Raw genomic sequence first — 21,986 nt, forward strand, 5'->3', positions numbered from 1 at the left:
CGATGTATCCGATCGACCTCTTCTTCCGTCAGGCGGCCCGGACCCCCGAGGCGATCGCCCTGGAGTTCGGCGACGACCGGGTCACCTACTCTGATCTCGTCGCGCGCGCCGGGGCGCTCGCGGCCGGCCTGCAGGCCCTCGACCCGGAGCCGCAGTCGCGCGTCGGCATCTGCTGCTTCAACCACGTCGAGCACGTGGTGGCGTGGCTCGCCGTGCTGGCCGCCGGAAAGGTCTGGGTTCCGCTCTACCCAAAGAACAAGTCGGCCGAGATCGGGTCGGGCATAACCTTCACCGAGGCTTCGATCGTAATCGCCGATGAGGCGGCGCGCTCCCTGGTCGAGGGTACCGGAGCCGCGATCCTGGTGGCGGACCCGAACGGGGGCGCGGGAACCACGGGCGGCCTCGCCCGGGCGCATGCCGGAGCGGCGCCGTGCTTCCATGCGCTGCCGCTCCACGCCACGCAGGCGATCAAGTTCACCGGTGGGACCACGGGCAAGCCCAAGGGTGTGATGCAGCCCTACCGGGCCTGGAACACCAACATCGCGACCCAGATCGCCGCCTGGGGCCTGAAGCCTGGCGAGCGGCTGCTGGCGGCGGCGCCGATCACCCACGGCACCTCGACCTACATCCTGCCGACGCTGGGCACCGGCGGGACACTCGTCCTGCGCGACCAGCCGCGGCCGGAGGAGATCCTGCGCTGCTTCGCCGAGGAGCGCATCGCCACGACCTTCCTGCCGCCGACCGTCATCTACATGATGATGGAGCTGCCGGCGGCGCGGCGCGGCACCTACCCGCATCTGCGCAACCTCGTCTACGGCTCGGCCGCGATGCGCCCCGACGCGATCGCGCAGGCGCAGTCCGTGTTCGGCCCCTGCATCGCCTCGACCTACGGCCAGACGGAGGCGCCGCAGATCGCCACCATGATCTCGGCCGAAGAGCTCATGATCCCGGACAAGCGCGCCACCGTCGGCCGCGAGACCATGCTGACCCGAGTCGCGATTCTCGATCCCGAGGGCACCATCCTGCCGACCGGCGCCTACGGCGAGATCGTCATCCGTGGCGACCTGGTCATGACGGGTTACTGGAAGCAGCCGGACAAGACCGCTGAGACGATCCGCGACGGCTGGCTTCTGACCGGTGATCTCGGAAGCTTCGACGAGGACGGCTTCCTGTCGATCAAGGGTCGGGCGAAGGACCTGATCATCACGGGTGGCTTCAACGTCTACCCGGCCGACGTCGAGCCGGTGCTCGCCCAGCACTCCGCGGTCTCGGACTGCGCGGTTTTCGGCGTCCCCGACGACAAGTGGGGCGAAGCCGTCCACGGCGCAATCGAGCTGCGCGCCGGCATGGCGGCGGATCCCGAGGAGATCATCCGTTTCGTCAAGGACCGGCTGGGCTCGGTGAAGGCGCCGAAGTCGATCGCCTTCTACGAGGCCCTGCCGCGCAACAACTACGGGAAGCTGCAGAAGCAGGTCCTGGTCCAAGACCATGTCGAGCGCACCGCCCGGGAGAGGCAGCAGCCATGAGCAACGCCAAGACGCCGACCACCGCCTTGAGCCACCACACCACGGACGCGATCTTCTATCGCGAGAAGAACCTCGTCACCGACATCCTGAAGCCCGGCGCCGCGCCCGACTTCGTCGCGGAGGCCGCCGCCCACATCCTCGGACGGGACGTCTCCGACGGCGAGCGGCGCGTCCTCAACGCCATCATGATCACCATGATGGAGCACGGCTTCACCCCGAGCGCCATCGCGACCCGCTCCATCTACATGAGCGCGCCAGAAAACATGCAAGGCGCGGTGGCCGCCGGCCTGCTGGCGGTCGGCAGCCAGTTCGTCGGCACGGTCGAGAACAACGCCCGGATCCTGAACCAGCTCGTCGCCCTGGGAGAGGACGCGCAGCGTTCACTGGCCGAGCGCGTCGTGGACGACCACAAGGCCCGCAAGGTCCACATGCCGGGCTTCGGCCACCACCTGCACCGCCCAGAGGATCCGCGCGCGGTCCGCCTGCTGGAGATCGGGGCGGAGAACGGTCTCGAGGGCGGCCACGTCGCCGCCCTGCGCCTCCTGTCGACGGTGGTCGACCAGCGGGCGGGCCGGCACATCACCATCAACGCCACGGGCGCCACTGCCGCCCTGCTGGGCGAGATGGGCGTGCCGGTCGAGCTGATGCGCGGTTTCTCGCTGATCGGCCGCACGGCCGGGCTCGTGGCCCATATCGCCGAGGAGCAGCAGCGCCCGAGCGGCCGGTTCATCTGGGATCTCGTCGACAAGTCGATCCCGTACGAGGCCTGACGATGACGGACTACGCCCTCGTCACCGGTGGCAGCCGCAACATCGGCGGGGCGATCGCGCAGCGCCTCACCGCGGACGGATTCAAGGTCATCGTCCTCGACGTGGTGAAGCCGGAGCACGACGCCCTGGACGACTTCGTCGAGGTCGACCTGTCCGACGCGGCGGCGCTGCCCGGGACGCTCGCGAACGCCATCGCGGGGCGGACGGTGACCCGCCTCGTCAACAATGCTGGCATCGTCGCCCCCGCCTCCCTGGAGGACACCGATCCGGCGAGTCTCGACGCGGTCTCGGCCGTGAACCTCAAGGCGCCGATCCTCTGCGCGCAGGCGCTCCTTCCGGGCATGAAGGCGGCGGGCCGGGGCCGCATCGTCAACATCTCCAGCCGGGTCGCCCTCGGCAAGGAGCTGCGCACCGTCTACGCGGCGACGAAGGCCGGCCTGCACGGGATGACTAAGACCTGGGCGCTGGAACTCGGGAGGCACGGCATCACGGTAAATGCCGTCGGGCCCGGACCGATCCGGACGAGCCTGTTCGACGCGGTCAATCCGACGGGCGACCCGCGCACCGATGCGATCATCCGTGCGGTGCCGGTGGCGCGCCTGGGCACCCCCGACGACGTCGCCGACGCCGTCAGCTTCTTCCTGTCCGATCGGGCGGGCTTCGTGACCGGACAGGTTCTCTACGTGTGCGGCGGGATGACGATCGGCTCCGCCTGATCGCCCGTAGCGACCGAAGCGACACAAGAAACGCGGACGAAGTCCGCGAGCCAACCGGGAGGACAACGTGGCATCTCTGACTCGGCGAGGCCTGGGTATCCTGACATTCGGAGCCGCATTGGCGGCCGGCGCCGCACAGGCGCAGCCGGCATGGCCCATCCGGACCGTGTCGATCATCGTCCCCTACTCCGCGGGCGGCGCCACCGACGTGCTGGCCCGCAAGGTCGCCGAAGGCCTCTCCGCCGCCCTCGGGAAGACGGTTGTGGTCGACAACCGGCCCGGGGCCGGCGGCACGCTCGGCACGGCCCTCGCCGCCAACGCAAAACCGGACGGCTACACCCTGTTCCTGGGTCAGGTGTCGTCCCACGGCATCGCGCCGAACCTCTACACGCAGCTGCGCTACGACCCGGTCAAGAGCTTCGTGCCCATCGTCTTCATCGAGACGATCCCCAACATCCTGGCCGTGAACAAGGACCTTCCGGTGAACTCGGTCGATGAGCTCATCGCCTACGCGAAGGCCCATCCCGACGCCCTGAACTTCGCCTCGTCGGGCACAGGCGCCTCGACGCACCTGTCGGGGGAGATGTTCAAGGCGTTGACCGGCATCAGCATGACCCACGTGCCGTTCCACGGCAGCGCCCAGGCGCTCGTCTCGGTCATGGGCGGCCAGACGCAGATGATCTTCGACAACATGCCGTCGGTCTATCCCTACGTTACGGCGGGCAACCTGAAGGCGCTGGCGGTGACGACGCTGAAGCGGTCGCCCCAGGCCCCCGACGTCCCGACCATCGCCGCGGCGACCAAGAGCGCCGACCTGTCGCGCTACGACGTCAGCGCTTGGTTCGGGTTGTACGCCCCGACCAACACCCCGCGGCCGATCGTGGACCGCGTCAACGCGGCCGTGAACGCGATGCTGAAGGAGCCCGGCTTCGCGAATTTCATCGTCGACAACGGAGGCGTCCCCGAGGGCGGGACGCCGGAGGATCTCGGCCGGTTCGGAGAGACCGAGCTGAAGAAGTGGAAGACCGTGATCGAGCAGGCCGGCGTACCGAAGATGTAGCGCGGCGTAGGGGCGGTTCCGCCGGTCCACGGCGGGGTTTCGCCAGGACCCGTGCCGTGCAGGACCGACGACCCCTCGAAGGAAGGGACAATGCGATGACGACTGCCGCGAAGGCGACGAGCCCCGATCGCGACCTCGAAGGACGCGTCGCCGTGGTTCTCGGCGCAGGTTCGATCGGCGCCGGCTGGGGCATCGGCAAGGCGATCAGCCTTCTCTACGCACGAGCCGGCGCGCACGTCGTCGCTGTCGACCGCGAGCCGTCCGCCGCGCAGGAGACCCGAGAGCTCATCCGGCAGGACGGCGGCAGCGCTGAGGCCGTGGCCGTCGACGTCTCGGACGACGACGGACTCGTTGCATGCCTCGCGGCGGTAGGCGCGGCGCACGGCGGGATCGACGTCCTCTACTTCAACGTCGGCATCGGGAAGGCCGGCCCGTCGACGGAGACCTCGGCAGTCGATTGGCGCCGGATCTCGGACGCGAACCTGACCGCGCTCCACTTGGCGGCCACAACCGTCATCCCGGGCATGCGCGCCCGCCGACGCGGCGTGATCCTCGCAACGTCCTCGATCGCGGGCATGCGCGACGTCGGCTATCCGCACCTCGCCTACGGCGCGACCAAGGCTGCGCTGATCCAATATCTGCGCCTGCTGGCCGTCGAGAACGCGCCCTACGGCATCCGGGCCAACACCATCGTCCCGGGTCTCATCGACACGCCGCGCATCGAGAAGACTGTCGCAGGCTCCTACGCCGGTTCGCTCGAGCGCATGAAAGCTGTCCGGGCGTCCCAGTGCCCCCTCGGCCGAATGGGCACCGCCTTCGACGTCGCGGAGGCCGCCCTGTTCCTGGCCTCGGACCGGGCGTCCTACGTGACCGGCACCGAGCTCTTGGTCGACGGAGGCCTCGCCGCGACAGCACGGGGTCCGGCCCCCGGCTGATCGGACCCCGCATCCGCCGGGCGGCCCCAGCACCCCTCCTGCGTGTCCCTGCGGCGCCAGCGCCGCCGTCAAGTCCGGAGCACCGACATGGCCAACCAGAATGCCGTCCGGGGGGCGGTCATCAGCGGCATCGCCCTTTGTTTCGGGCTGACGGCGCTCCGCTATCCGATTGGCAGCTTCGCCCATGCAGGCGCCGGTCTGTTCCCGCTGTTGGTCAGCACCCTGCTGCTGCTCATCGGCCTCGTCACGCTGGTCAAGTCACGGTTCGAGCCCGCCAAGCCGTTCAGCTTCGCTTGGCGAAACATCGGCATCATCCTGCTCGGCCTCTTCGTCTTCGTGGTGGCTGCCAAGGTTGCCAGCATCGTCCTCGGCATCGTGCTCCTCGTCATGGTCTCGTCTCTGGCGGCCACCTCGTACTCGTGGAAGCGGGTGCTGGCCGTCTCGGTCGCCCTCATCGCCGTCGCGCTCGCGTTCCAGAAGCTGCTCGGCCTCAACCTGCAGGTGATCTGATGGATGTGATCACGAACCTCGCCTTCGGGTTCGAGCACGCGCTCACCTGGAGCAACCTGCTGTACTGCGCGATCGGCTGCGTCATCGGCACCATGATCGGGCTGCTGCCAGGGCTCGGCCCGCTCGCCACGATCAGCCTGCTGCTGCCGCTGACCTATTCGATCCCAGTCGACGGTGCGCTGATCATGCTGGCGGGGATCTATTACGGCGCCCAGTACGGCGACAGCGTCAGCGCGATCACGATGAAGATCCCGCACGCGTCGAGCATCGTGGCCTGCATCGACGGCTACCAGATGACGCTTAAGGGGCGCACCGGCCTCGCGTTGTTCACCGCGGGGGTGTCGAGCTTCATCGGCGGCACGGTCGCCATCGTGGTCCTGGCCTTTCTGGCGCCGCTCCTCGGGCAGGTCGCCTTTCTGTTCGGACCGGCCGACTACTTCGCGCTCATGCTGCTCGGGTTCGTCTGCGTGAGCCTCGTGACGACCGGGAGCCTGCTGAACGGCCTCGCCATGTGCCTCCTCGGCGTGCTGCTCGGCCAGATCGGGACGGATCTAGAATCGGGCACGCTGCGCTTCACCCTCGGCCTGACGCCGCTCGTCGACGGCGTCAGCGTCGTGAGCGTCGCACTAGGCTGCTTCGGCATCGCCGAGATCTGCCGGAACCTCGACGCGCGCGAGGAGCGGTCGCCGTTCAACGGCAAGATCCGGCTGATGCCGAGCTGGCCGGAATTCAAGCGTATCATCCCGAGCGCGCTGCGTGGCAGCGTGGTTGGTTCGCTTCTCGGGATCCTGCCGGGGGGCGGTCCCACCATCGCGCAGTTCGCCGCCTACGCCATCGACAAGAAGGTCTCGAAGTATCGCCACGAGATCGGCTCCGGGTCGATCGAGGGCGTCGCCGGCCAGGCTGCGGCCGACGAGGCGGCCGCCCGCACGAGCTTCATCCCGCTCATGAGCATCGGCATCCCTGAGAACGCCGTCATGGCGCTGATGATGTCCGCCTTCATCATCAAGGGTATCCAGCCCGGCCCTAACATGATCGCCAAGCACCCGGACCTGTTCTGGGGTCTCGTCGCTAGCATGTGGATCGGGAACTGCTTCCTGCTGGTCCTGAACGTGCCCCTAGTTCGGTTCTGGCTGTCGATCTTCAAGATTCCCTACAGCGTCCTGTTCCCATCGATTCTGTTTTTCTGCTGTGTCGGAACCTACAGCGTGAACAACAACCTCGACGACGTGTTCATCACCGCGGCCTTTGGCCTGCTCGGCTACATACTGATGCGCCTGAGCCTCGACCCGGCCCCGCTCATGCTGGGCTTCATCCTCGGTCCAATGCTGGAGGAGAACTTCCGCCGCGCCATGCTGCTCGGCCGGGGCAGCTTCAAGGTCTTTGTCACGCAGCCGATCAGCGCGACGCTGCTAGGCGCTATAGCCATATTGATCCTCGTCCAGTTCGCCTCCGCGGTCGTGCGGATGCGCTCGGGTGGCTTCTCGCCCGCCGATCAGGCCGGAAGCGCGGACCGGGATGCATCGCCCGCCGAGATGATCAAGACGTCCGGAGGGTAGGCTGCCTCGATGGTATGCCTCGGAGGGCGCCCTGTCAGTCTACCGTGGCGCCAGAAAACTCGACGACCTTGCGCCACTTCTCGATCTCCCCGACGATCAACGCGCCGAACGCCTCCGGCGATACCCGCAACGGCGTCCCGCCGAGATCGGTGAGTTTCTTCTCCATGACCGGATCGGCCAGGATGTCATTAACTTCCTTGTTGAGGCGAGCGATCAGATCCGGCGGGGTTTTGTGCGGAGCACCGATCCCGAACCACGCGCTTGCCTCGTAACCCGGCACCGTTTCGGACACGGTCGGCACATCGGGCAGAGCCGGCGAGCGTTCGGCCGTCGTCACGGCGAGGGCGCGCAGGGTGCCCCCGCGTACGTGGCCAATCGAAGATGGCAGGTTGTCGAATATGACGTCGGCGTGGCCCGCGATGATATCGATGATCGCCGGGCCGGCCCCGCGGTAGGGCACATGTACCATCGGGACGCCGGTCATCGCTTTGAACAACTCGCCGGACATGTGCAGCGACGTGCCGATGCCGCTCGAGGCCATGTTCACCTTGTCTGGGTTAGCTTTGCAATAATCGACGAATTCTTTCACGGTCTTGATAGGAAGTTTTGGACTGATCTCCATAATGTTGGGCGATAGCATGATTCCCGCCACTGGGGCGATGTCGCGCTGGAAGTTGAAGCTCAGCTTTTTGTACAGACTGTCGTTGATACCGTTGGCCGGATTGACAAGCAGGATCGTATGGCCGTCCGGCTCGGCCCGGACGACCACGTCGGTGCCGATATTGTTGCCTGCCCCTGGGCGGTTCTCGACAAGAACCTGCTGGCCAAGGCGCCGGCCCAGCGGTTCGGCGATGAGCCGAGCGAGCACGTCGGTCGCGCCCCCGGGGGCATAGCCGACGACGAAGCGAATTGGGCGCGTGGGGTAAGTCTGCGCGAGGGCGGATCGACCTGTCAGCGCGTTGGCCACACCGACTCCGAAGCCGGACGCCAACAATGATCTGCGCGACCATTTGGAATGCATGTCCGCCGCCTCCGTGAAGCCCCTTCTTGGATGGAGCCTGTCGATTCGTACGATACGCGAGAATGCGGGGGCATCAATCTGAGTGTGTAGGGCGGCTCGTGTGCCTTCTGACGGTTTATCTCAATCCTGATCTGAGTGGATGCTAAATCCCTCATATCGCTGCCGATGGCAGCCCCTCGACCTTACGATCTGTGGCCGCAACGAGCGCCTAGGCGAGCTCTGTCGATGAACTTGCATCTGCAATCGAGATGGGTGCATTCTGGAACTGCTAAATCCACACGTTGGAAAGCGTGACACTAGACAGCGATTATCCAAAGACAGATGAAAATTTTTACGGCCCGATATCTGCTTCCCGGAATCCTGAAACATTTCTCGAATGACTGGGATGGGCGCAAAGCGGAACGGCTGCTTGTCGGTTTAGGCGTCAACCTCTGCATGGGTACGTCCTGGCGAAGGCTGCCAGGATGATTAATCCTTCCGCCGACCCGCAGTGGTGCCGGTAACTCGTCTGGCCCCGGCACCACAAATAGCTCGCCCAGCAGCACGCTAAACGCACCATGGAAGAATGGACTGCTTCCCGCGCTGCCGCCTGACTACGATTCCGGGTACCTCGCCGGACGTCCCGACCTGCGACCGCCCGCCGGTCGGGAATCTTCGCTGGTTTACTAAACTTCTCGACCCTGCCGTGAAGCTTGCTGACCACCAGCCGCGGAGCTGTTCATGGCAGAGTTTACAGGTCAGACGTCAAACATCCGGTTCATCCTCGGGGAGGGGCGCAGGGGGCTCGCGCTCGGCGGACTCGTCACCCTCGGCCTCGCTGGCTTCGTTGGACACATTTGGGCTCGGGGCCAGGACAGCCACTTCGCGATCACGCCCGGGCAGATGCCGGCCTGTGACAGCCCGGTGAGCCGACGCGGTCTGCGCGATACCATCACCGATGCACCGGCCGCCAAGCTCGTGGGTCTGACCGTCTTGCGGATCAACACCGTTGGCGAACTTGCTTCCGAGCCCGCCTCCGCCCCGGACCGGCGCATCTGCATCGCGACCGTCTTCACGAACGCCGGGCGCAAGCTCATAGGCTTCACCCTCTCCTGGGCGAGTGAGGCCAAGGACGACGTCTACCTCGAGTTGCCCTATGGCATCGACTGACCAGCAGGAGCTCCGGCTTAGCACCCGGATCGCGGCGGGGACGAACATGTGGGCGAAGAGGGCGCGGCTCACATACATCTGTGGACCAAGCGTTCTCCCGAACCCGGCCAGGCCTCGCTCGGTCGCTGGCTTCGTGTCGGTTTCACAGCGCTGAGAGGCCATTTCATGGACTGGTTCGAGCGCCTCACCGGCTTTCCCGAGGGAGGCTACGCCGAGACGCAAGCTCGGCTGTCTGTCGTCGATGGGCGGCTGCGGTCGAGCGGGACACAGCGCAGCTACGCTGTCGGTGCCTTCGAACTGCTCAGCCTGTACGAGCTGCGGGCCCGCGCCCACGCGGCCACCCTACCGGGCCGCTTGAGGCTGTCGATCGCTGAGGGTGACGTCCGCAGGATGCACCGGCTGCCGGAGAACCGCGGTGCCCTGTTCCAGGTCGCCTCGCAGTTCAACATGCTGGAGATGGTTCACGAGGGCATTACGCCCGAGGACGGGGTGACCGGCTATGAACATGACGGGACCCAAGGGCCGGCCTGCGCTATGGCAGCGGGCGCAGCCACGATCTACCGCAACTACCTCGTGCCGCTGGAGGGCGCGATCGGCCAGACAGCGGACCGGCAACTCGATGGTCTGGCCGACCTCGGCCGTGAGTTGGCAGAGCGCCTGGGCACGCGGGTGTCCACACTCTGGCGCATGCGAAACGGCTACGCGCTCGCGACCGCGTCCGGCCTTGCGGCGATTAGCACGTTGCTGACGGACGCCGACGACGCGACGCGTGACACGTTGCGCGGGCTGCTGCAGATCGGCGTGCATTGGGACGTCGAGGTAACGGAGGGGCAGGCTCCCGGCCCGCTGGTCACCCAGGTGTTCTGCTCGGCGCTTCCGGTGGCCTACTCGGATGTCCCGGCCGCGGCCTGGGCGCCGTTCGCGCGGCTGGTGTTGGAAGCGGCCTACGAGGCGACGTTGCTGACAGGTGTACTAAACGCAACTCGCGGCGGCTCACCGCGCGTGCTGCTGACCCGGCTCGGCGGCGGTGCGTTCGGCAACGCGGACGCTTGGATCGATGAGGCCTTGCTACGGGCCTGCCAGCTTAATGTTGACGCGGATCTCGATGTGATGATCGTGAGCTACCGCCGGCCCTCGACGAGCCTTGCAGAACTCGTGCGTCGGTTCGAGGCTTCAACTTCGCCCAGCATGAGATAGCCAAACCAAGCATCGATCCAGATACTCGGCGTGTACACGGACGCTCATGGGCTACCGCGCTGCCGTAGAGGCGTGGCGCTATCCGTGCTGGCCGGACTTGCCGCGAAAAAGTGGCCGTGATCCCTTGCTCCATACCGTTCGACAGAAATTCTCCGCCGGTAGGACCAGTTCGGCGCTGGCCTGTATCTGACATCCGCGTCCCGGCGGCTATTCTGCCGAAAAACGAAGCCTTTCATCTAGCCCCCCGATCACGATCACGCAGAGATGTAGAAGCTGAGCGATTGCTAAGGCGCCGCCGAGGACGCAATCAGCGGTCGGTTCAAGGCGCGAGAACTCCTCCCGATGTCCGTTACGCCTCCAAGGCTCACTGCGACCGGTCGCGATGGACTGCCATCGATTCAGCGCAGCCAAGCGATGGTAGCTGTCCTCACCGGGGTGGCGCTCGCCACGCTCGACACCGCCATCGCCAACACAGCGCTTCCCACCATCGCCGCTGACCTCGGTGTTGATCCTGGCGCTGCGATCTGGATCGTGAACGCCTACCAACTCTCGGTGGTGGCGACGCTGCTGCCGATCGCGGCGTTGGGCGAGATCGTCGGACAACAGCGGATCTACGTCGCTGGCTTAGTCCTGTTCACGGGCGCCTCACTCGTCTGTGCCTTGGCTTGGTCTCTGCCGACACTCATCGCCGCGCGTGCGCTGCAGGGTGTCGGAGCGAGCGCGCTGATGGCGGTCAACATCGCACTGATCCGCTTCATCTATCCCGCGCATCAACTTGGCCGCGGTGTCGGGCTCAACGCCTTCGTCGTCGGCGTCGGTTTCGCGGTGGGGCCGACCGTGGCATCACTGATCCTGCTGACTGCGCCTTGGCCCTGGCTGTTCGCCATCAACGTGCCGATCGGCCTCGGTGCCCTTGTCCTGGCTTGGATAGCATTGCCCGATACAGGACGTTCGGGGCATAGCTTCGACGTAATGGGCGCGTTACTGAACGCTGCCGCGTTTGCTTTGCTCGTGCTTGGATTGGGCGAGGCGGCACACGAAAAACCGCTCTGGCACGTCCTGACGGAGATCGGTGGCGCGTTTCTCTGCGGCGCCTTACTTCTCCGCCGCCAAAGGAACCACCCGGCGCCGATGTTGGCTGCCGATCTCCTGAAGCGCCCACTTTTCGCGCTATCAGCTTTGACTGCGGTTTGTGCCTTCGCAGCGCAGGGTCTCGCCTTCGTCTCGCTGCCTTTCCTGTTCCAGCACACGCTTGGCCGCACGCAGGTCGAGACCGGCTTCCTGATGACGCCATGGCCAGTGGTGGTCGCGTTATTGGCCCCTGTCGCCGGACGCCTCTCGGATCGATATGCCCCGGGTATGCTCGGCGGAGTAGGGCTTGCTGCCCTCGCGATCGGAATGGGTCTGCTAGCGGTGCTGCCCGCGGATCCCAGCATCACAAACTTTATCTGGCGAATGGCGATTTGCGGGGCTGGATTCGGCTTCTTCCAGGCCCCGAACTTACGTGCCATCATGACAAGCGCGCCACCAACCCGCTCGGGTGGGGCGAGCGGCATCGTCGCCACGGCACGACTTCTCGGCCAAACCTTAGGTGCTGCTCTCGTCGCTGCGTGCTTCGCAGTTGCGGGAACACACGGGCCGGCACTCGCCATGGGTATTGGCTGTGCCTTTGCCGGATTTGCAAGCGTGGTGAGTTTCCTGCGTCTTGCCGTGAGGTCATAAGCTCCTTGCCGGTTGGCAATACGGTCGCCTTCTCAGCAGCCGGACCCGCTCTCTACTGATTCACACTCCACCGTGAATCAACTCAGCGGGATGACAGCGCGACAGGCCGCGCGATCCGGTCCGGCATAGGGCAGGAAGGAGAACAGACATGATGGGATGGCGGGCGCGCCTCGGTTTCTTGATTCCTCCCGGCAATCCGACGGTCGAAGTCGAGATGGGCGCTCTCGCCGCCGTGGCTGGCGTCTCGGTTCACTACACCCGGATGAATGCGACCGGCGAGACCGGCAGCCTCGCGGGCCAAGATGCACGCAACCGCGAGCAGATCGCCGGCCTCGATGCGAACATGGCCTTGCTCTGCATGGTCAAGCCGAAGGTCGTCGTTCTGGCGCACACCGCGACCAGCTACACGCTCGGGCAGTCCGAGGAAGCCGCCCTCGTCGCTCGGATGGAGCAGCGCTACGCCACGCGCTTCATCACCGCCTTCGGGAGCGTCGTAGCTGGGCTTCAGCACCTCGGCATCCGCTCCATCGCCTTCGGCACGCCCTACGCTATGGAGGCGACCCTGCAGGGCAAGGCGCTGCTCGAGGAGCACGGCTTCGCCGTCGTCAGTCACGGCAATCTGCCGGGCGTGCGCAACATCTACGACGAGACGGCGGAGCGGGCCTACGGCCTCGGCCGTCTCGTGGATCATCCCGACGCCGAGGCGCTGGTATTGAGCGGCGTCGGGATGCCCACCCTCGCGACGATGGCCGCACTGGAGCGCGACATCGGCAAGCCCGTGATCTCCGCGGCCTCGGGCATGATGTGGAATGCCCTACGCGCGGCGGGTCTTCGGGAGGTCGTATCGGAGTGCGGCGCTCTACTCGCGGGAGAGGTTGGACCGGGCAGACCAAGCTGAGACGACATCGAACTCACCGTGGACGACCTGGGCGCGTTGCGCGTGAGGCGGCCTGAAGAGACGGCGGGAGGGCCCTTGCGGAAACGACCGGCAACGCTCGGCTGGTACGGCCAACTGGATGCGACTGAGCGCCGGACGTTCTGGGCCTGCTTTGCCGGGTTCGGCCTCGATTCCATGGACAGCAGCATCTACGCGCTGGTGATCCCGGCCCTGATCGCCACGCTTGGCCTCACGCGGCCCGAGGCGGGTTACCTCGCGACCGCGGCCTTGGTGGGCGCGGCTGTGGGGGGCTGGGGCGCCGGCGTGGCAGCGGACCGGATCGGTCGGATCCGGGTCTTGCAATGGACTATCCTGTGGGTCGCGCTGTGCACCTTCGGCTCCGCGTTCGCGACCGGATTTGCGCCGTTGGCCCTGCTGCGCTTCGGCCAGGGCATGGGCTACGGCGGTGAGGCGGCGGTCGGGGCCACCCTGATCAGCGAGGTGGTTCGGCCCGCACTGCGCGGTCGCGTCGCGTCCGCGGTCAGCAGCGGCTACGCTGTCGGCTACGCGGCCGCTGTGGCGCTGTTCCCGGTCATAGCCAGCCTGTTCCCGCAGGAGTTCGGCTGGCGCGTGTTCTTCGCGATCGGGCTCGTGCCGGCTGCGGCGGTGTTCCTCATCCGCCGGTTCGTGCCGGAATCCGGCTTGTATGCCGAGAGCGCCGAGAGCGCCGAGACGGCCGGCCGTGCCGGTAGACCCGACGCGGTCTGGCGGATCTTCACGGGTGCGCATCGGCGGACGACGCTCATGGCCGCGACCCTGTCGACGGGCATCTTCGGCGGCAATTATGTGATGATCATCTGGTTGCCCACCTACCTGCGGACCGCCCTCGGCTTCTCGACCGCGACCAGCGCGGGTTACCTTGCTGCGAACATCGCCGGCTCGCTGGTCGGCCCCCTACTCTACGGCCAGATGGCCGATCGGGTCGGGCGCCGTGCGGCCTTCCGCGCGTTCCTGGTCCTTCAAGCCCTCAATGTCGGCCTGTACGTGTTCGCCGCGCCGGGCCTCGGCCTGCTCATCGGTCTGAGCTTCGCGCTCGGCGCCTGCCAGAACGCCCTAGCGTCGGGCATGACGCCGACCTTCGCCGAGCTGTTCGAGACCGCCGTGCGGGGGGGCGCCCAGGGTTTATGCCTTGGTGGCGGGCGGGGGTTCGGCTCGATGATGCCGGCGCTGGTCGGCCTCATCGCCGCGACCGCTCCCCTCGGCACGGCGATGGGCCTGTGTGCGCTGAGCGCCTACGCGGTGGCCTTCGCCGCGACTCTCGCGCTGCCTGAGACCACCGGTGTGGAGTTGGGGAGCATCAGCGAACCGTCGCCGACGAGCAGTGATGATCCGAGCCGCCCGTGGGGATCTCGACAAGCAGTCGGGCGGGATGGCAAGCAGTGAAGGCCGCATCACGGATCCCCGATGCGTCGCCGTACCTGAGGCACACGCGCGGGATCTGCCGCATACGCAGCCTTCACGGCCCGATGCCGCTGGACAGCGAGCGGAGGAACGGCAGGAGAGCTCAATGGACATCGATCGACGCCTACTCCTGGCAGGCGCGGCCGCGCAGTTCATCCCGGCTCGAACGGCCCTGGGCCAGGAGCGCCCCCTCCCCCGGGCCGACGCCCGAATGAAGGCCATCGTCGCTGGACCGGCGGGGCCGAGCCTCGCCGAGATCGACACCCCGTCGCCGGCGCCGACGGAGGTGCTCGTCAGGGTCAGGGCGACTGCCCTCAACCGTGCCGATCTGGCCGTCGCCGCGGGGCAGCCGCACAGCTCGACCGGCGGTCCTGGCCCTATCCCGGGGCTGGAGTGGGCCGGTGAGGTTGTGGCGGTTGGCACGGCCGTGAACGACTTCCATCCCGGCGATCGCGTCATGTGCTCCGGCGCCGGCGCCTACGCGGAGTATGCTGTGGCGGATCACGGACGAACCCTTCCCCTGCCCGCTGGCATGCCGTTCGACACGGCCGCGACCCTGCCGGTCGCGCTGCAGACCATGCATGATGCCCTCATCACGCAAGCGCACCTGCAGCAGGGTGAAACAGTGCTGATCCAGGGGGCGAGTTCCGGCGTCGGGCTGATGGGGCTTCAGATCGCCCGCTGGCGGAAGGCTTCGGTCGTGATCGGCACGTCGCGAAGTTCCGAGCACCGCGCGCGCCTGTCCGCTTTCGGCGCCACGCTAGCGATCGACACCAATGACCCGACTTGGCCCGAGCAGGTGCGCGAGGCGACCGGTGGGCGGGGCGTCGACGTAATCATCGATCAGGTCTCCGCGCCGGTGGTAAACGGCAACCTGCAGGCTGCGGCCGTGCTCGGACGCATTGTCAACGTCGGTCGGCTCGGCGGAAGCCGGGGTGAGTTCGACTTCGACCTGCACGCCACGAAGCGCATCAGTTACATCGGAGTGACCAACCGCACGCGGTCGATTGAGGAGCAGCGCGCGATCACCGAGCGCGTCCGAGCGGATCTGTGGGCTGCGGTCGCGGAGGGGCGGTTCAGTTTGCCGATCGACAGTCGATATGCCCTGGCTGAGGCTCCGGCTGCGCTCGTGCGCATGAAAAAGAACGAGCATTTCGGGAAGATCGTTCTGAACGTCTGACGCCCTGTCTCTAGCGTCGAACCTACCCCCGCCGGTCTGGCAAAGAGCGGTCGCTTCTCGGCCGGATCGCGGCGCGTCGCGTCGCCGGGGAGACCCCGGTCGTCCCGATCGCCCTTCTGCCGGCAAGAGGCGGCGGCGACCGCGCGCTGATCGAACGGGGCGCGGTCGCCTCGATCTCAGCCTTTCGGTACTGCGGCCGGGAGCGCTGGCTTCGATTCGGCGGCGCTGAACCAACTGCGGACGGCGCTGAGAACGTCGCTCGGGATCACCACCCACGATGGCAGGAAGCCCGACGCGTTGCCGTTCCAGCGCCCGGCCAGCGTCTGGCGTGCCTGCGCGTCCGAGCGGCGGATCTCCAGGTCGAGGATCCGCTCCTGAATCGGCAGCGTGGCGAGCTGCGCCTGGGCCGACTGCGCCCGCTTGTTGGCCATGAAGGTGTCGTCGATGGCTGCCTGGATTGCCGCGTTCTCGAAGCTTAGTTCGTCGGCGAAGCCCAGCGTCGTCACCGTGATGCCCATCGGCGCGAACTGGTCGATCACCGCCTTCTCGACAGCGGCCATGATCTCGGCCTTCTGGTGGATGGCGTCGTCCGTCGAGCGGCGACCGAATTCGCGGGCCAACGCGGCCTGCACGGTGCGGTGAACGTTGCCGTCGACCACCTCGGCGAGCGAGCGGCCGTAGAGCACCGAGGCGAAGCGCGCCTCGTCCGTGTCCTGGGCCGCCGGCTTGCTGCCGAACCAGTACAGGAACTTGGCCGCGTCCTCCTCCTTCACGAAGGCCGAGATGACGACAGAGGTCGAGAGACCGATCGAGTCCGCCGTCTCGAACCGGAAGCCCTGGTCGGTGCTCGATGTGCCGCGGTTGGCCGAGGTCGTCCACTCGCGCGACACCGGCGTGCGGTCGACAATGATCAGGCGCGCGGCCGGCACGTAGTAGTCCGAGAGCGTGCCGGTGTTCGGCAGCTTGGTGTGCGGGATCTGCACGCGCTTGGCCGCGACCTTGCTCTCGGACAGGAATCGCTCCGAGCCGAACTGCGCCTGTGTGGTCTTCGTGTCGCCGCTCTCGGGGATCACGAATGCCGATTGGTTCGGCAGTATCTCGATGTACTCGCCGTAGTCGTACTTGCTGAAGTAGGCGCGCGCGGGCTCGGGTGCGGCCGCGGCGCCGAGTCCGAAGAGAAGTACGACGAGCGGTGCGCGACGATCAGGTACGAGCCAGATCAGCGCGAGGACGGCGAGCAGCGCCAGGAACGGCAGCGTAGCGCCGCCGGCTAGGTCGGACGCGATCTGCGTCCTAAGGGGGGCGGCCTCACTGTCGGACAGTTGCTCGACGGCGGCGCGGCCCGCGATCATACCGGCCTCGATCGAGGCGAGCCGGGGCAAGCCGGTGAAGGCGGCGACAGCGCCGAGCGAGAGCCCGGCGCGGATGAGCGTAGACATTGTCAGTCTCGATGGTTCGATGCCCATGACGGGCGCCGGCGATATCAGTGTTCGCGCCGGCTCATGTCAGGGTCTTCTTCGCGAAGCTGAGCCGGGAGCCGAGCGACCGCGGCATGGAACCACGCGCGTGGTGCGTCGTTCCAGGGCACTCATCTCGACCGGAGGCATCGCGCCGGCCGGGCTTGGACGCGCTGCCGAGCCCGGCGCATGGGTATCGTCGCCAGATCTGTCACGAACCGACCGCGGCGCCTCGTCGAGATCCTCCCCGTCCGAGACCGGCCGTGATCTCGACGAGGCGGGCGACTTGGTCTCGTGACACCCTGGTGCGGTCGAGTTGACGCGCGGATCGACAGTCTACAACTCCGAATCCCCTGCCACGCAGCGTGCGGGCGATGCTTACGGCTCGACCGCCCTGGGCGTCGTCGGGTTCCTGCGCGGCTCGGATCGGTCCGATGAAGCCTCGACCGACGGCCTCGGTCGTCCGAGCAGGATAACCGCGGCCGTGGCCGTCGCGGTCACGCCGGCGAGCGGCAGGAGCGCCAGGGGCCAGCTCCCGGTCGCATCCTTGATCGCCCCGGTCGCCCAACTCGTGAAGAAGCTCGCCCCGGTGCCCACCGCGTTGATCTGAGCGATCCCCGCGACAGCCGCGCGCGTGGACAGCCACTCGGTCGCGAGTGCCCAGAAGGGGCCGCGCGACGCCGAGACGCCGAACAGGGCGAGGCACAGCAACAGCACGGTCGGGGCCAATCCGTGCAGGACGAGGCAGAGGCATAAGCCCAGCGTCGTCAGTGCGGTCGGGACGGCTGTGTGCCAGACGCGCTCGTCGCGCTGGTCGGAACTCCGGCCGCCCGCGTACATCGCTAGCGCGGCGACCGCGAACGGGATCGCGTTCACGAGGCCGACCTCCGTCGTCGAGAGGCCGAACGACTTCAGGAATTGCGGTTGCCACAACGATAGGCCGGCGTTGGCGGTGGCTTGGCCCGCGTAGATCAACGACAGCACCAGGACGGTGCGGTCGCCCATTACCGCCCAGACGGAGGTCTTCTCGATGCTGGTCCGCGCGGCCGCGTCGACGGCGAGGCGGCCCGCGAGCCAGTCCTTGTGCTCTGGCTCGAGCCAGCCTGCCTGCGCCGGCGTGTCGGTCAGCCAGACGAGGCCGACGAGGCCGATCACCACGGCGGGCATCGCCTCGACGATGAACAGCCACTGCCAGCCCGAGAGGCCGAGCCAGCCATCAAACCCGAGCAGCGCCGCCGAGATGGGCGAGCCGACGATGCCAGCCACGGGGCTCGCGACCATGAACAGGCCGATGACCCGTGCCCGCTCCCGGGCCGGGAACCACTGCATCAGGTAGAGGATCACGCCGGGCACGAAGCCGGCCTCCGCCGCGCCCAGTAGAAAGCGCAGCACGCAAAACGAGACCGGCCCCGACGTCAGCGCCATCGCCCCGGAGACCAGCCCCCACGTGATCATGATCCGCGCGAGCCACAGCCGCGCCCCGACCCGGACCATCGCGAGATTGCTCGGCACCTCGAACAACAGGTATGCGATGAAGAACATACCGCCGCCGAAGCCGAAGGCGCTCGCCGTCAGCCCGACCTCCCGGTTCATCTGCAGGGCGGCAAAGCCTGCGTTGACCCGGTCGATGTAGTTGGCGAGATAGCTCAGCGCCAGAAATGGCAGCAACCGCAGGCTGATCCTGCGCAGAGCTTCACGGCCGATCGGGTCAGCCGTCGTCGACGGGTTGCTCACGGTTTCCTCCCAGTCTTTGGGCCGGCCAGCGTCTCGACGCGCTGGTCGCGGCGGCTTTAGAAAGGCGATGGCCCGAACGCGCCGGAGAGCGAAGGCCGCATCCGCGGTGGCCCCGGGCCGGAGGCGACGCCATGCGCATACGAGATGTCACGGTCACCCTGTTCGGCTGGGACGATATCCCGCCGACGCGCTACTCCGGGCGCACGGCGCGTGCGGTGGGCAGCAGCCAGCTCGGGCTCGTCACGATCCACACCGATGAGGGCGTCGAGGGGCATGCCTTCCTCGGCTCGGCTTACGGACCGGCCGATCTCGACGCACCGCTTCTCGTGCGGGTGCTCAAGCCGGTGCTCATGGGGCGCGATCCCCTCGACCGCGAGCGCCTGAACCAGGAGCTGTGGGCGCGTGTGCGCGCCGCTTCCGTCCGGACGATCGGAGCGCTCGACGTCGCCCTGTGGGACCTCGCCGGCAAGGTCGCCGGACTGCCGATCCACCGGCTCATCGGCACCTATCGCGACCGGATACCCGCCTACGCCAGCTCGCAGATCCTCGACTCGGCCGCCGCCTACGTCGAGCAGGCGCACGCGTACCGCGAGGCCGGATGGAGCGCCTACAAGATCCACCCGCCTCAGATCTGGCGCGAGGACATCGCGATCTGCGAGGCGGTGCGTGCCGGGATGGGTGACGGCTTCACGCTGATGCTCGACGCCTGCTGGGGGTATTCCTACGAGCAGGCGCTGCGGGTCGGTCGCGTGATCGAGGCGGCGGGATACTACTGGTACGAGGATCCGCTCGCAGACTCGGATCTCTACGGCTACGTCAAGCTCAAGGCCAAGCTCGACGTCCCGATCATGGCGACCGAGTATCCGCAGGCCGGCTTCGATGCCTATGCGCCCTGGATCCTGCAGCGGGCCACCGATTTCCTGCGCGGCGACGTGGCCGTGAAGGGCGGCATCACCACGCTCGTCAAGGCGGCCCACCTCGCGGAAGCGTTCGGGATGAACTTCGAGGTCCACCACGGCGGCAACTCGCTCAACAACGTCGCCAACCTCCACGTCATCATGGCGATCCGCAACACCGAGTTCTTTGAAGTACTGCTGCCGGATGCGGCACAGAAGTATGGGCTTGCCGAGGACATCGTGGTCGATGCCAGCGGCATGGTGTACGCGCCGACGGGGTCTGGCCTCGGCGCGGAGATCGACAGCGATCTCATTCGCGCTCAGACGAAGGCCGTTCTCGCGTAAGGGCGCGACCATCCCGGTCATGGCGCCGCGAGAGACGCCTTTCGCGCCCGCGACCGGTGTCGCGCGGCCGGGTCGGCGATGAGACCGGCAGCGTCCGCGAGCCCGGAGATGTAGCGGCCCGCCTCGCGGATATCCTGCCGGATCGCCGTGGCCGCCGCGTCAGCATCGCCGGTGCGCAGGGCCGACAGCGCGGCGGTATGCAGATCGCTGCCCTTCTCCTGCAGCACGTAGTCGGGAATGACGTAGGTCAGGACCGGACCGCACCTCAGCCAGATATTCTCGATCAGCCCCTCCAAAATGGGCATGCGCGCCAGGGCGTAGAGCTCGAAGTGGAAGCGCCGGTGCAGGTCGAGATACGTGTCGAGGTTCTGGTCCCGGATGAGGGATTTCATCTCGGCGAGCAGATCGTCGAGGACGCCGAGCTCGCCCGGTGCGGCGCGTTCGGCCGCGCGGGCTGCGGCCCGACCCTCGAGGTCGCAGCGGATCGTCAGCAACTCGTCGAAGCGCTCCACGTCCATGCGCGGGACCACGGCGCCGCCGCCCTGGCCAGAGCTGCCGCGCTCGAGCACGTGCTCGGCGATCAGCCGATTGACCGCGTCGCGGACCGGCGTGAGGCTGATGCCGAGTTCGGCCGCCACCTCGCGCAGGAGGATCCGCTCACCCGGCCCGAACCGTCCGCCGAGCATGGCCGTTCGCAGTTCCGCGTAGGCCTGATCCCAGAGTGGCAGTCGCTCGACCTGTCTCAACGGCGTTTGCCCCCGCCCCTTAAGAAACCTGCCCTTCGCGGATCTAGAGGGATCAGCGAGAACGGGTTCGACCACGCTTGACATCCTAGCCGACTTCCATCGTTATAACAAACAACGAAGACGGGAGGAACGCCATGCTGACCCGCCGCAGCCTCGTCGGAAGCCTCGCTCTGGGGGCTCTCGGCGCACGGACCGCACTGGCGCAGTCGGGCTTCCCGGCGCGCGAGATCACCTTCGTGGTGCCCTGGAACGCGGGTGGCTCGAACGACATCCTGGCGCGCGGGCTGCAGCCGCTGCTCAAGGAGCGCGGCATCACGATCATCGTCGAGAACCAGCCCGGCGCGACCGGCGCGATCGGGATGCGGCGCGTGGCGACGGCGAACCCGGATGGCTACACGCTCGGCATGGGGACGAGCTCGACGCTCGCCTACATGGCCGAGGGCAAGACGCCCCTCAAAAGCGGCCAGTTCACGCACATCGCCCGGGTCTCGATCGACCCGCTGATGCTCCTCGTCCCCGGGTCGAGCCCCTACCAGACCCTCGACGATTTTCTCGCTCACATGAAGAAGAACCCGGGCAGCGTGTCGATCGGCACGCCGGGCAACTACAACCTCAACCACATCTTCGCCGCGATGACCGCCCAGGCGGCGGGGGTCAATTACATCAACGCGCCGTACACGGGCGGGGCCAAGGTCATCACCGACCTCGCCGGCGGACAGATCCAGGCTGCGGTGCTCAAGCCCGCGGAGTCGCTCGGTCAATTGCAGCAGGGCCTCGTGCGCGCGCTCGGCGTGTTCGCCGACGCGCGCCTCCGGCAATTTCCCGACGTGCCGACCTTCAAGGAGCGTGGCTACGACGTGTTCCCGTTCGGCCCGGTCGAGCAGATGGCCTACGTGGTCGCCCCCGCCAAGCTACCGCCGGAGGTCCGCGCCAGGCTGATCGACGGGTTTACCGCCGCGATCGGGGACCAGCGCTTCAAGGACTTCGCCGAGCGCAACGCCTTCCTGATCGCGCCGCTGACCGGCGACGCGCTGACCGCCGAAGTCGATCGGGTCGAGCAGTCGATCAAGGTCGTGGCCGAGAAGGTCTTCAAATCCTGAGCCGGCGCGCCGCACCAAGTCCTCG

General features: G+C 67.2%; 19 protein-coding genes. 15 read left to right on the forward strand and 4 right to left on the reverse strand.

The features are described from left to right. Positions 1–2: 2 nt before the first annotated feature. The 7 genes from MKL11_RS31440 to MKL11_RS31470 all read left to right on the forward strand — a co-directional run bounded on the left by MKL11_RS31440 (position 3) and on the right by MKL11_RS31470 (position 7,076). On the forward strand, positions 3–1,526 hold the full coding sequence (locus tag MKL11_RS31440) for a class I adenylate-forming enzyme family protein (RefSeq protein WP_243951004.1): 1,524 nt from the start codon (positions 3–5) through the stop codon (positions 1,524–1,526). Further along, the gene (locus MKL11_RS31445; RefSeq protein WP_243951006.1) at positions 1,523–2,296 is read left to right on the forward strand and encodes a citryl-CoA lyase; all 774 of its coding nucleotides are present in this window, start codon (positions 1,523–1,525) and stop codon (positions 2,294–2,296) included. The genes MKL11_RS31440 and MKL11_RS31445 overlap by 4 nt, the downstream gene beginning before the upstream one ends. A 2-nt stretch (positions 2,297–2,298) precedes the next feature. Next, on the forward strand, positions 2,299–3,012 hold the full coding sequence (locus tag MKL11_RS31450; protein WP_243951008.1) for an SDR family NAD(P)-dependent oxidoreductase: 714 nt from the start codon (positions 2,299–2,301) through the stop codon (positions 3,010–3,012). Positions 3,013–3,079: 67 nt separating this feature from the next. Further along, positions 3,080–4,072, forward strand: a complete 993-nt coding sequence (locus tag MKL11_RS31455; protein WP_243951010.1) for a Bug family tripartite tricarboxylate transporter substrate binding protein — start codon at positions 3,080–3,082, stop codon at positions 4,070–4,072. A gap of 95 nt (positions 4,073–4,167) precedes the next feature. Continuing rightward, a complete protein-coding gene (locus tag MKL11_RS31460) occupies positions 4,168–5,007 on the forward strand; it encodes an SDR family NAD(P)-dependent oxidoreductase (RefSeq protein ID WP_243951012.1) in 840 nt (279 codons plus the stop codon). 87 nt (positions 5,008–5,094) lie between these two features. Beyond that, complete coding sequence (locus tag MKL11_RS31465) at positions 5,095–5,517, forward strand: tripartite tricarboxylate transporter TctB family protein (protein WP_243951014.1); 423 nt, start codon at positions 5,095–5,097, stop codon at positions 5,515–5,517. Continuing rightward, positions 5,517–7,076, forward strand: coding sequence for a tripartite tricarboxylate transporter permease (locus tag MKL11_RS31470; protein ID WP_243951017.1), 1,560 nt, complete (start codon positions 5,517–5,519; stop codon positions 7,074–7,076). The genes MKL11_RS31465 and MKL11_RS31470 overlap by 1 nt, the downstream gene beginning before the upstream one ends. A 34-nt stretch (positions 7,077–7,110) precedes the next feature. Here MKL11_RS31470 and MKL11_RS31475 read toward each other — a convergent pair whose 3' ends face one another. Beyond that, a complete protein-coding gene (locus MKL11_RS31475) occupies positions 7,111–8,097 on the reverse strand; it encodes a Bug family tripartite tricarboxylate transporter substrate binding protein (RefSeq protein ID WP_243951019.1) in 987 nt (328 codons plus the stop codon). A 720-nt stretch (positions 8,098–8,817) separates the two neighbouring features. Here MKL11_RS31475 and MKL11_RS31480 point away from each other — a divergent pair. The 6 genes from MKL11_RS31480 to MKL11_RS31505 all read left to right on the forward strand — a co-directional run bounded on the left by MKL11_RS31480 (position 8,818) and on the right by MKL11_RS31505 (position 15,683). Continuing rightward, entirely contained in the window at positions 8,818–9,246 is a 429-nt protein-coding gene (locus MKL11_RS31480) for a hypothetical protein (RefSeq protein ID WP_243951021.1), read from the forward strand. A 165-nt stretch (positions 9,247–9,411) separates the two neighbouring features. Then, complete coding sequence (locus MKL11_RS31485; RefSeq protein WP_243951023.1) at positions 9,412–10,443, forward strand: hypothetical protein; 1,032 nt, start codon at positions 9,412–9,414, stop codon at positions 10,441–10,443. A 342-nt stretch (positions 10,444–10,785) separates the two neighbouring features. Next, positions 10,786–12,165 (forward strand): MFS transporter, encoded by a 1,380-nt coding sequence (locus MKL11_RS31490; protein WP_243951025.1) that lies wholly within the window; start codon positions 10,786–10,788, stop codon positions 12,163–12,165. 214 nt (positions 12,166–12,379) lie between these two features. After that, entirely contained in the window at positions 12,380–13,063 is a 684-nt protein-coding gene (locus MKL11_RS31495) for a hypothetical protein (RefSeq protein ID WP_243951027.1), read from the forward strand. Positions 13,064–13,138: 75 nt separating this feature from the next. After that, entirely contained in the window at positions 13,139–14,485 is a 1,347-nt protein-coding gene (locus MKL11_RS31500; protein WP_243951030.1) for an MFS transporter, read from the forward strand. Positions 14,486–14,714: 229 nt separating this feature from the next. Beyond that, positions 14,715–15,683: a zinc-binding dehydrogenase gene (locus tag MKL11_RS31505; protein ID WP_243951079.1), complete on the forward strand. Its 969-nt coding sequence runs from the start codon at positions 14,715–14,717 to the stop codon at positions 15,681–15,683. A 176-nt stretch (positions 15,684–15,859) separates the two neighbouring features. Here MKL11_RS31505 and MKL11_RS31510 read toward each other — a convergent pair whose 3' ends face one another. Beyond that, on the reverse strand, positions 15,860–17,122 hold the full coding sequence (locus MKL11_RS31510) for an SPFH domain-containing protein (protein WP_243951032.1): 1,263 nt from the start codon (positions 17,120–17,122) through the stop codon (positions 15,860–15,862). A gap of 396 nt (positions 17,123–17,518) precedes the next feature. Continuing rightward, on the reverse strand, positions 17,519–18,874 hold the full coding sequence (locus MKL11_RS31515) for an MFS transporter (protein WP_243951034.1): 1,356 nt from the start codon (positions 18,872–18,874) through the stop codon (positions 17,519–17,521). A 131-nt stretch (positions 18,875–19,005) separates the two neighbouring features. Here MKL11_RS31515 and MKL11_RS31520 point away from each other — a divergent pair, with 131 nt between their 5' ends. After that, a complete protein-coding gene (locus tag MKL11_RS31520) occupies positions 19,006–20,115 on the forward strand; it encodes an enolase C-terminal domain-like protein (RefSeq protein ID WP_243951036.1) in 1,110 nt (369 codons plus the stop codon). Between the two features lie 17 nt (positions 20,116–20,132). Here the strand turns inward: MKL11_RS31520 and MKL11_RS31525 are convergent, their stop codons facing one another. Then, entirely contained in the window at positions 20,133–20,861 is a 729-nt protein-coding gene (locus MKL11_RS31525) for a GntR family transcriptional regulator (protein WP_243951038.1), read from the reverse strand. Positions 20,862–20,995: 134 nt separating this feature from the next. Between MKL11_RS31525 and MKL11_RS31530 the strand changes: the two genes are divergently transcribed. Further along, entirely contained in the window at positions 20,996–21,961 is a 966-nt protein-coding gene (locus MKL11_RS31530) for a Bug family tripartite tricarboxylate transporter substrate binding protein (RefSeq protein ID WP_243951040.1), read from the forward strand. Positions 21,962–21,986 lie beyond the last annotated feature (25 nt).

The sequence above is a fragment of the Methylobacterium sp. J-077 genome, assembly GCF_022829365.1.
Taxonomy (GTDB): domain Bacteria; phylum Pseudomonadota; class Alphaproteobacteria; order Rhizobiales; family Beijerinckiaceae; genus Methylobacterium.